This is a genomic window from Methanobacterium sp., from assembly GCA_012838205.1.
In the GTDB taxonomy this organism is placed as follows: domain Archaea; phylum Methanobacteriota; class Methanobacteria; order Methanobacteriales; family Methanobacteriaceae; genus Methanobacterium.
On the sequence record DUPR01000067.1, the window covers coordinates 1 to 10888 of the forward strand.

Consider the following 10888-nt stretch of genomic DNA (forward strand, 5'->3'; position numbering starts at 1 on the left):
AAAGCATATTTTCAGCAATAAAGAGAAAATTTAACGGTACAAACTATAGTAGAAGCACACAACTATCAAACAAAGAAACCAAACTCAAAAACACAATATACAACATCTACAGATCAACACAAATCAACTAAAAAAAGGGTTTCTACAAAGCCAAAAATTGTATATTTATCAAATACTAAACTAGATACGTTGGAGTATTTTTATGAAAAAAATGGTTTTTCTTGCATTATGTAAAGTTTCAAGGTTTTCCTCAAGATTTTTGGAAAAAATACCTGTGTTGATTACAATACGTGATATTTGTTACTATATAACAAATCCCAATGAGTTAGTATTGATAAAAGTTATGAACAAAAAGATGTACGTAAATAGTAATGACATAGGAATAGCTTATCCTTTGCTTAAATCGGGTATTTATGAAGAATATGAAACTGAAACGTTTAAAAATCTACTACAATCAAACACTATTTTCATTGATATTGGGGCTAATATAGGTTACTATACCTTAATAGCAGCTAGTAAAATAAAAGACGGTCAAATATATTCTTTTGAACCAGTAAAAGCAAATTACAAATTGTTAACCAAGAATATTAAAATCAACAACATTAATAATGTTAAAGCTTTCCAAAAAGCAATCTCTAATAGAAATGGGAAAATTAAAATTTTTATTGACGGAACAAATTTAGGTAATCATTCACTGGCAAAAAATAATGTGATTGATAAAACTGAATCTACAGAAGTCGAAACAATTAGATTAGATTCATTTTTTAATAATTTAGAAGAAATCATCGAGGAGGATTTTCTTATTAAAATTGATACTCAAGGTGCTGAAGGTCTTATCGTTGAAGGAGCCCACAATTTATTATTAAATAAGAATATAAAGATTTTGATGGAATTTTGGCCTAAAGGTTTGAGGAATACGCACACGGATCCTCTAGAATTATTAAATAAATTGCAAGGTTATGGTTTTAATCTACAGTTGTTGGATGAAAAAACCAAATCTTTAAAAATTGTGAATAAAAATGAAGTAATTGACTTTTGTGACAACACTGAGGGTGTAGACCAAGTGAACCTGCTTCTTGAAAAAGGAAATTAGATATGAAATATAAAGTTTTTGCCCAGCAAAGTATTTTGGTTTTTTTGGCAAATATAATTATAGGATTTAGTGGAATTATCCTTTTACCAATTTTGACCCGAAATTTACCATTAGCAGACTATGGTTTGTGGGTTCAAATGAATGTAACGATTGGTTTAATACCCATATTTATTGTGATGGGTTTACCTTCTTATTCCATGGTACGATTTTTATCAGGAGAACATGATAAAAAAAGGATGCAAGAAGGTTTTTATTCAATTGCTTTTTTTATCTTCTTAAATAGCTTATTAGTTTCATTGATCTTGTTTATTTTTTCGAAACAAATATCTCAAATAATCTTCGCCAATAATACATTAATTGTTAAGATACTGGCCTTAATATTGATTTTTTCGTCATTAAATATACTTTTTCAATACTTCTTTATTACATCGCAACAAATTAAACGATATTCCTTTTTACTCTGTTTTAAAACATTTACACAAATTTTATTAATTTCAGGTTTTATTTTCTTTGGTAAAGGAGTTATAGGTGCAGCGATCGGTTTTTTATGTAATGAAATCTTGTTTTTCTTTACTTGTTTTTCAATTATTTATATAGAATTAGGATTCATCTGCCCTCATTTTCAGGAGTTAAAAAAATACTTACATTTGAGTATACCAACTATTCCAGGTTCTTTATCTTATTGGGTTGTTGATTCAAGTGATCGATATCTGATAGGAATATTACTCGGTGTTGCATTTGTTGGTTACTACTCTCCTGGTTATACTTTAGGAGCTATTATTGCAATGTTTGCGTCTCCTATAACTTCTATTTTAACTGCTTCCCTATCAAAGAGCTATAACGAAAAAAAAGAAAATGAAGTAAAAGATCTGCTTCAATATTCGATAAAATATTACTTGGTTGTTGCAATTCCTGCAACAATTGGTTTGGCAGTTTTGTCAAAACCTCTGCTAACAATTCTATCAACAACAGAAATAGCAATGAACAGTTACATGATAACTCCAATTGTTGCTACAGGCTTTTTATTATTGGGATTAACTAATATAATTGTAAATATTATAATATTAAAAACCGAAACAAAAATTATTGGTATAACCTGGGTTGTTGCAAGTTCACTGAACATCATACTCAACTTAGTTCTTATACCAATTTATGGAGTAGTGGGTGCGGCTTTGGCCACGTTAATAGCTTATACTATCCCTTTAATTGTTATAACTCATTTTTCATTCAAATACATTAAATTGGATCTAAATTATTATAATTTTATTAAAGTTTTTTTAGCATCTATTCCAATGATTATAATCTATCAAATCTGGAAACCTATAAATATAATAGATTTATTGATTTTTATTCTAATAAATTCAATTTTTTATTTAATTTTAGTAATAGCATTTAAAGTTTTTACTACGGATGAATTGTCTTTAATTTGGGGTATTCTTAATTTAAATAGCAAGTAAAGAAAAAACTCAATTTTAGTTTAGTATTTAACTATTCTCTCATCATTAGTTTTTAACTATTTGTACATTTTATAGAGAATTTCTATAAACCTTTTTGATTTTTTTGGTTTTATTTGATGGTTTATGTTATTCTCTGTTTGGTGTGCTAATATCATGATTACGATAAATTTGTATCTTATTAAATTTATAGGAGTATTATGAAGTCGTTTGATGATTATCTGATGAACAAAGAATATGAAAGGGTTAAACAGTTGGGTGATAAACTTGCAGAAGTTGAACCTCTTATTGATTGGGAGGTTTTTCGACCGATCATCAGGGAAATGTATGATAATCGAACTGAACGTGGTGGTAGGCCTAATAATGATGAAGTTGTCATGATTAAGATGTTGGTTTTGCAATCTTGGTATGGATTATCGGATCCAGAACTAGAAACACAAGCAACAGACCGTATATCTTTCAGAAAGTTTCCGAACTTCCCAGAAATCATACCAGACCGTGCAACGGTCTGGGCTTTCAGAGAACGCCTAACTCAAACAGGGAAAAATAAAGAAATATGGGGAGAATTGCAAAAACAAATGGACATTAAAGGTTTCAAAGTAAACGAAGGCGTGATTCAAGATGCAACATTCATAACGGCCGATCCTGGTCATGAAAAAGCAGACAAACCACGGGGGCCAAGTGCTAAAACCCGTCGCAACAAAGACGGAACCTGGACCAAAAAAAGGTGGAAAATCACATTTTGGCTACAAATTACACACCAAATCTGACATCATTCATGGTTTAATAAGAGAACTCGAAACCACTTCAGCATCAGTTCATGATAGTCAAATAGACCTCTCCCAACAGGGAGAGGTCGTCTATCGAGATCGCGGATACTTCGGAGCATCTTGCAAAGGATACAACGCCACTATGAACCGCGCCACAAGAGGTCACCCCCTCCAATAAGAGATAAAATGCGAAACAAAAGAACAACACGTAAAAGAGCACCCGGAGAACGTCCTTACGCCGTAATCAAAAAAATATTCCACTCCAGCCCACACACTCCTAACCAACACCATTCGAAACCACACCAAAAACATATTCACCTGCTTCTCATACAACCTACTCCAACTAAGAACTCTTAAAATAAAAAACACCACCTAGCGAACGCTTCCCCAAAAAACCTAGAAAATAGAGGTAAAAAAAAGGAAAAAACAAAAAATCATAGCTAAAAAGAATAAAACACAACAAAACACTTCAAACCCAATCAACAAAAAGAAGTAAATAGAAAATCTCTATAATATATTTGATATACATTTTCTAGTAAAATTTGTTTAAATGATAAATCCATTTATTTTCGTAAAATGGCAACCTAAATACTGGAGAAATACCTATTTTATTTCCATTAGGTATTGATATACTAACATTTTTAAATAAAAATTGTTTACTTGCCATATAAATAACTTTAATATCAAAATAGTCATTTAAACCTTCTGCAATGAATTGAGGTCTTTGTTTATTCCAATTCCACTCCAATGCATCAAATATAATATTTTTTTCATTATTAACTCCATAATTATTGCTTTTTTTTAGCTGTAATCAAAAACTGAAATGCAAAAAGATTGGGCCACATTTTACCAACTCGATAGAAAAAACTGGCAAACTTATCTAAATCTCCTACAGTCAAGTCAAAATGAACTATTTCAAATCCCGCATCCTGAATTAAATTTATCGCATTTTTAAAATTAAAAAATCTTAAATGTCCTTTATCTAATAATCCATAGTCATTATATTCAAAATTTCCCATTAGCAAATGTATTCTCATTCTCCAATTAGCAACATTAGGTAATGATATGATAATATAACCATCATCTTTAAGATATTTCTTAAATCGTCTTAAAACTTTTTCAGGATCCCTCAAATGTTCCAAAACATCAGCAAAAATTAAAAAATCAAAATAATTATTATAATTATCGTTAAGTTCTATTGACTCAACATCACCAACATAAACATCTGCACAATGTGATTTTGCTTTTTCAGCAGACTTTTCATCCATTTCTATTCCCGTGACTAGGCATTTATTTCTTTTCATGCTTTCTGATATAGTTCCAACTGAACAACCAACATCTAGAACTTTTTTATGCTTGCCCACCGATTTAATAATTTTCTGATGAACACTGAATTCATTCTGATTAAAAAATTTGTAATGCCCCATTTATATCCCTGATTTAGTATGTTTTCATTGAATATCCTTTAAATGATTAATATAACTCTCAGCAATGGTTTCCCAACAAAATTTTATTTTGACATTATTATATCCTCTCATCGCAATTTCATTTAAAAAATTTTCATTTTTAATTGAATAGGTTATTGATCTAAATAGTTCATCAATATCCTTTTCAGGTACAAGTATTCCTGTATTCCCATCCTGAATTATGTCTGGGATACCACCAACATCAGAACCAATCACCGGCAATCTACAAGCCATAGCTTCCAGTAAAACAACACCCAATCCTTCAGTGTTCCCCTGTGAATCCACAATTGAAGGCAACACAAATAGATCACTAGAATTGTAAGCAATCAATAATTCATCATCAGAAACATTCTTCACAATTTCCACTTCATCCCCCAGTTCCAGTTCATAGATAAGTTCCTTTAATTCAGATTCCATTGGCCCGGACCCAACTATTTTCAACCGAGCATTTGCATGTTCCTCTAAAACATGGGGCATTGCCCTAATAAGATATTCAAATCCCTTTCTTTCTATCAAATAACCCACTGATAATATTTGAAAAATATTCTCATCCTTGTTTACTTCCAAGGGTCGGAAAAAGTTAGTGTCCACTCCAAAAGGTATAACATCAATTTTATCCCCATCCAGACCCGCTTTCAGGCAGAATTTCCTGGTGGCAGTGCTGTTGGTTATGGTTTTTGAGGAATTATTCACCAACCAACGGAGGGCAAAGAGCAGATGGAACCGTTTAGAAAGATGAACTTCCTCACCATGAATTGTATTAATGTAAGGGATCCTGTAAATCTTTTTCAAGAAAATCCCACCAAGACCATTAGGTATCGGCCATTGCACATGTACAATATCCATACTTTTAAGTTTTCTGAGCGAAAAAATCACGTTGAAAAATAGGAATGTTAAAACTTGCAGTTTCACCAAGAATCCCTCATTTACATTATCAATCATTCCTGCCCTTCCTGCGAGTTTTTCAAATCTTTTGGGATAAAAGTAGTGAAACTTTTCAACATGAACACCCTGAAGGATGTACTCTGTTTTTCCACCGGTGTATGGCGCTAGGACATAAACTTGGTGTCCTGTTTTGACAATTTCTCTCATTAACCTGTGAACGAATATTCCATGAGGATCGTCCTCGTAATCAGGATATGCAGAGGTTATTACTCCAATTTTGATATTATCACCATTTAAAAAAAATCATTTATAATACTAATCAAACACGTTTATAAATAGTTATATCTCCAAATTTCTTGATGGCTTTATAATTAGTGAAATTAATTTCCCCCCATGTGAAGAAATAATAATCAGGATTTGTTCTATTTAATTCCCTATCATATGCTTTTTTATCCTCTTCTGTGAAATTGTCATATTTTGCGCCTAAAAATATCGTCTGATTACCTCGGAATGATGGCATTGCCCCTATATTCATCTGCAAGTGCCATATGAACATTGCCCAAAAATCAGCATAAATCAATTTAGATTTATAATCGGGGTCATAATTCTTTAACCAGTTAGATGCATCGCGTGCATCTTCATTAAATACTTTGTTACCCATGTTTGCCTTTTCAATAGAATCGAATTGAGCAAATGTAAAAACAATCATCAAAACTATTAAAATTGATGAAAAAGCGTGTAATGTCAGATTTTGATTTTTGTAATGGAATCGTAACATCTCAACTGTAAATTTAAATCCACGAACCAGGAAATAAGTGGCTGGTGCAATCATGAAAATGAAGTACCTGTGATCCTTGGTCACGTAGACACTGTGAAATATTAAAAATGTTGCAAACCAAGACAGAAAGAGTATATCCATCTTCCAATCCCATCCTAATTTAGAAGAAACATTATTAATTAGATACAAAATAGCAAGAAGGATAATTTCACTCCAAAGATAATGTAGCTTTCCAAAAGTGCATGTAAAAATGATAAACAATGCTAAAATCAATATCAAGTTAGTTTTACATCCATCTTTTTTAATTTGTTCCCATTTAAAATGCCTAATTTTGTCCATTTTTTTGTAAATGTAAACTAGTAAAGCAAATAAAGTAGAAAACACGATTAATAAAGCAGTAGCCCCCAAGTATACGGGAATGTGCTTAAGATAATATAATAAATCAGGATTATAAGCAAAATGGAGTGATGAAGCGCTTGATCCGCCTGATGTTCCGAAAAAGCTCATGAAAGGATAGAGGGGATTGCCTAATTTCATGTTGAAAAAAATCAATACTGGAAATAAGACAAAACATCCTAAAATAATACCCCCCACCAAATTTTTTGGTTGTTTGATCTCCTTCCAACTGATCAAGATAAAAAATAACATTGGAAATATTAGCAATGCCATATTGTATTTGGTTAAAAAAGCCAGCATAGCCATGGGAAATGTCAAGTAAAAGAATTTTGGATTCTTTTGAACACCCAAATAGGTTAAATATAGAGCCCATATTCCAAGAGATACGCTAGGAATATCATTATAACCAGCACCGGCGTATATCAGGATAAGAGGAGATGTTACATATAAAAGACTGCCTATAAAACTAATTGAAGGTGAAAAACGTTCTTTTAAAAATAAATAAAATCCTACATAACCAAATATGCATAACAATCCGTCAACAATCAAGATGGGCGCAATACTCAGCCCATTGAACATAAAATATATGGAAGTTAAAAAGGGAAGTAAAGGGGGTCTTAATAGATCTGAATATCCTATTCCCTTACCTGCAAATAATGCGGCATTGGCAAGTAAATCATAGGTATCATATGGAGGCCACAAGTACAGGTGCATGATGATCCGCCAGTAAGTAACCAAACCCACAATTAAAAGTAAAATGATTAGAAAAACCCATGGAATGTGCTTATTTTCCAATTTGATCATGAAAAAGTCTCCATTAAAGATATGCTATTATTACTACACTGTGATCATTTATATCATTGTGTTGTTAATTTTGTTAAATCATTTTTTAAAATATAATTTTTGATTCATTCGTGGTATCATGGCCATTAAAACACATTGTTCGGTGTTACTTGTCCGATCTAGCAATCCTTTGCTAAGATGACTCACTGCTCCCTTCTTTTCCCCCAACCGGTCAATTCCAGTTACCCGATCCATAACGTCACCCACTTCCATACCCTTCATGACGTTTTTTATCACCAAGGGCGGGTATTCAAACCCGGCACTGACACCCAGGGTGGTTTTATCACCATCATAGATGGCACACCATTGTAGGTCTAGGTATCCTGTTATGCTGTGGGGTGTTTCCAGTAAACCAGACTCAATGCCCACTGAAAGATCGAATTCTTGAGTGTATACATTTTTAGCCCGGTTGATGGCGCCATTAATTGTTGTTTCCAGACCTATTGGCTGATTCGGAACTTCTGAGTCAGCATTTTTTGCCTGGACTTCTACTTCAGAGTATATTTGTTTTAACACGTTTCCAGTTGCCTTCATTTTCACTGGGTTTTTGGATCCAACAACAACTTTCATAGAAAATCCTCATGTTGATTAAAAAAGTTATTATTACTTTTTTGGTTCTTTGATGATTTTTCCATTGGAGTCTATTTCTCCTCGGCGTATTCTAGAGGAGGATATGGGTTTACCATCCTGGGCTAGGACCATGCCTATTGTTATAATCTCAAGAGAATTCATTCCCTTTTTTTGACGTATTTGATTAATTTTCTGGGCTGTGGGTTCTGTTTCCGGGCTCACCACAATGGCATCTATAGTTGGGTCATCCACTGTTGGGCCGTAGTGTTCCTCCAAACGGGCCAAGTAGTAGTTTGATCTATCTTTTAGGAGTAAATTTAAATTGGACATCCGCACGTCACATGGCTCAATTTCACCTTTCAATCCACCAAATTCATCGGAAGTCACTCCTATTAATACATTTTCCCCTATTTGGAATGCTTTTTCTATTAATAAACGGTGCCCCTCATGGAACTTGTCAAAAGTCCCTCCCACTGCCACTTTGCCATATTTTTTGGTAGACATATTCTTTTCCCTTAGAAAATTATTTGATGACAATAAGCATTATTCTTACTGGTTTGCTGATTAGATATACGTTGTTTGTGTGGGTTAATTAAATGTTATAGGTATCTTGATTATATTGGTGCGAGAGATAATAAGATTATGTTCCTAGAACACAATGTCATGGTTAAAGATCCCCTTAAAGTGGATGTGCGTTTTGCTTCATGTTATCCTAATTTTTACCGAAGCGCCATGTCATCATTAGGTTTTCACATTATTTACGATTTTTTAAACCATCATGAGGATGTTTACTGTGAGAGGGTTGTTTATCCCTTTGGAAAGAGTTTAGAAACAATTTCTCATCTTAAAGATTTTGATGTGGTGGGCTTTTCACTCCAGTATGAGCAAGATTATCCTCATGTTCTGGAAATGCTCCGTAAGGGTGGTTTAAATGTGAGAAAAGAAGATCGAACCCCTGATGATCCTCTGATAATAGCTGGTGGTCCCTGTGCAAGTTCTAATCCCATGCCTATGACTTCTTTTATTGACTTATTTATTGTTGGAGAAGCTGAAGCAATTCTACCTGACTTTCTTAATGTATTACGCCAAGTGGATAATCCCCGCCAGGAAATAGAAGCTTTTATCGGTTTGGACGGTGTTTTTACTCCAGATAAAATGCAAGAAAAAATTAGGCTGGTTAAAGTAGAAGATATGGATGATGCTTGGAGGCCAGTTCGGCAAGTTTTCCCGGAAACTGATCGCCGAGAACTGATTCCTGCCTTTGGAAGGTCTTTTCTTCTGGAAGTTTCAAGAGGATGTGCCAGGGGATGCCGTTTCTGCATGGCTGGCTGTCTTTATCGCCCACGTAGGGAAGTTGATATTAAAACTCTAATTAAGACTGCAGAAGTTGGGAGAGAATTAACTGGTCTGAATAAAATCGCCCTTATAGGTGCAGCTGTGTCTGATCACTCCCATATGGAAGAATTATGTCATGAACTTCTGGAGAATGATTTCCAAGTTACCACCCCTTCCCTGCGTATTGAATCAATTTCCAAGAACCTTTTGGAAAGTCTGAAAGAAAGTGGTCTTAGGACAATTACCATCGCCCCAGAATCCACTTGGAAACTGCGAAAAGTGGTCAACAAACCAATCGATGATAATGACATCGTGACTAAAATGGAAACTGCATTTAAAATGAACCTCAATGTTAAACTGTATTTCCTGGTAGGACTGCCCACGGAAACACACGATGATCTGGAAGATATGGTAAATCTGATAAAGGATCTTCAAAGTATGGCACCCCACAAGGATTCACTCAGGATAAGTGTTAACCCATTCATACCAAAACCTCATACTCCCTTTCAATGGGCTGAATTTGACCTTGAAGATGTGAAGGTGAAAACAAAATATCTTAAAAAAAACTTGAAAAACCGACACTTAAAGGTGGAAAACCCCAACAAATCATTGATCCAATACGTATTATCAATGGGAAATTCCAATTTAGATAGTATCATTGAAAAAACTTCCAATGAGAAAGTTCCCATTGGAGAATGGAAAAAAATAAATATCCACTGGAAGTTAAAAAGTCAACTCCCTTGGAAGGATATAGATGTTGGGGTAAAAGATGAATTTTTAAAAAATGAATACAAAAAAGCATTAAAAGGTGATTTAACACCATGGTGTGAAACTTTTGGGTGTTATGAGTGTGGTGCTTGCAACTAATCAAACATGAAATTAATTTTTACTCACCCTTACAACTCTAAAATCTCTATTTTGGTAAACAATTTCACCTAAAAAATCATTGAAAGATGAATCTCCCCAAATAAAATAGTAATCAATTTTACTGGAGATTAAATTCTCTTTTAATTCAGCATCTGACATGTTTTTAGTAACACCATAAGTATTTACTATCCAAGTAATAACTATAGTAATCCATAGTTTCCCACTGGTCATTTGAAGCTAAATTACCCTTAATCCCATGAGATTTCAAATCTGAACTAATATCATAAAAATTTTTATACACACCAAAATCACCGTTAAGATAATATATTGGGAAAAAAGTGGTTGACACCATAATTAAAATCGCTGCTATTCTAAAGAAATTAGTTGAAATATATTTTTTAAGATGCAGTAAGTTTAATGAATAAAAACCT

The 10888-nt window shown here is 33.3% G+C and carries 8 protein-coding genes and 1 pseudogene; 4 read left to right on the plus strand and 5 right to left on the minus strand.

The window, feature by feature from the left end; translation table 11 throughout:
* Nucleotides 1-202: 202 nt before the first annotated feature.
* The 3 genes and pseudogenes from GXZ72_09590 (at nucleotide 203) to GXZ72_09600 (ending at nucleotide 3693) form a co-directional block, all read left to right on the plus strand.
* Nucleotides 203-1093: an FkbM family methyltransferase gene (locus GXZ72_09590; GenBank protein ID HHT19794.1), complete on the plus strand. Its 891-nt coding sequence runs from the start codon at nucleotides 203-205 to the stop codon at nucleotides 1091-1093.
* Nucleotides 1094-1095: 2 nt separating this feature from the next.
* Complete coding sequence (locus tag GXZ72_09595) at nucleotides 1096-2550, plus strand: oligosaccharide flippase family protein (GenBank protein HHT19795.1); 1455 nt, start codon at nucleotides 1096-1098, stop codon at nucleotides 2548-2550.
* 197 nt (nucleotides 2551-2747) lie between these two features.
* A pseudogene (locus tag GXZ72_09600) lies at nucleotides 2748-3693 on the plus strand (IS5 family transposase).
* Between the two features lie 412 nt (nucleotides 3694-4105).
* Here GXZ72_09600 and GXZ72_09605 read toward each other — a convergent pair.
* The 5 genes from GXZ72_09605 to GXZ72_09625 all read right to left on the minus strand — a co-directional run bounded on the left by GXZ72_09605 (nucleotide 4106) and on the right by GXZ72_09625 (nucleotide 8759).
* Nucleotides 4106-4744: a class I SAM-dependent methyltransferase gene (locus GXZ72_09605; GenBank protein ID HHT19796.1), complete on the minus strand. Its 639-nt coding sequence runs from the start codon at nucleotides 4742-4744 to the stop codon at nucleotides 4106-4108.
* Between the two features lie 24 nt (nucleotides 4745-4768).
* Nucleotides 4769-5950 (minus strand): glycosyltransferase family 4 protein, encoded by a 1182-nt coding sequence (locus tag GXZ72_09610; protein ID HHT19797.1) that lies wholly within the window; start codon nucleotides 5948-5950, stop codon nucleotides 4769-4771.
* A 37-nt stretch (nucleotides 5951-5987) separates the two neighbouring features.
* Entirely contained in the window at nucleotides 5988-7646 is a 1659-nt protein-coding gene (locus GXZ72_09615) for a glycosyltransferase family 39 protein (GenBank protein ID HHT19798.1), read from the minus strand.
* Between the two features lie 78 nt (nucleotides 7647-7724).
* Nucleotides 7725-8255: an inosine/xanthosine triphosphatase gene (gene yjjX / locus GXZ72_09620; protein ID HHT19799.1), complete on the minus strand. Its 531-nt coding sequence runs from the start codon at nucleotides 8253-8255 to the stop codon at nucleotides 7725-7727.
* Nucleotides 8256-8288: 33 nt separating this feature from the next.
* A complete protein-coding gene (locus GXZ72_09625; GenBank protein HHT19800.1) occupies nucleotides 8289-8759 on the minus strand; it encodes a phosphopantetheine adenylyltransferase in 471 nt (156 codons plus the stop codon).
* Between the two features lie 138 nt (nucleotides 8760-8897).
* Here GXZ72_09625 and GXZ72_09630 point away from each other — a divergent pair, with 138 nt between their 5' ends.
* Complete coding sequence (locus tag GXZ72_09630) at nucleotides 8898-10457, plus strand: radical SAM protein (GenBank protein HHT19801.1); 1560 nt, start codon at nucleotides 8898-8900, stop codon at nucleotides 10455-10457.
* Nucleotides 10458-10888 lie beyond the last annotated feature (431 nt).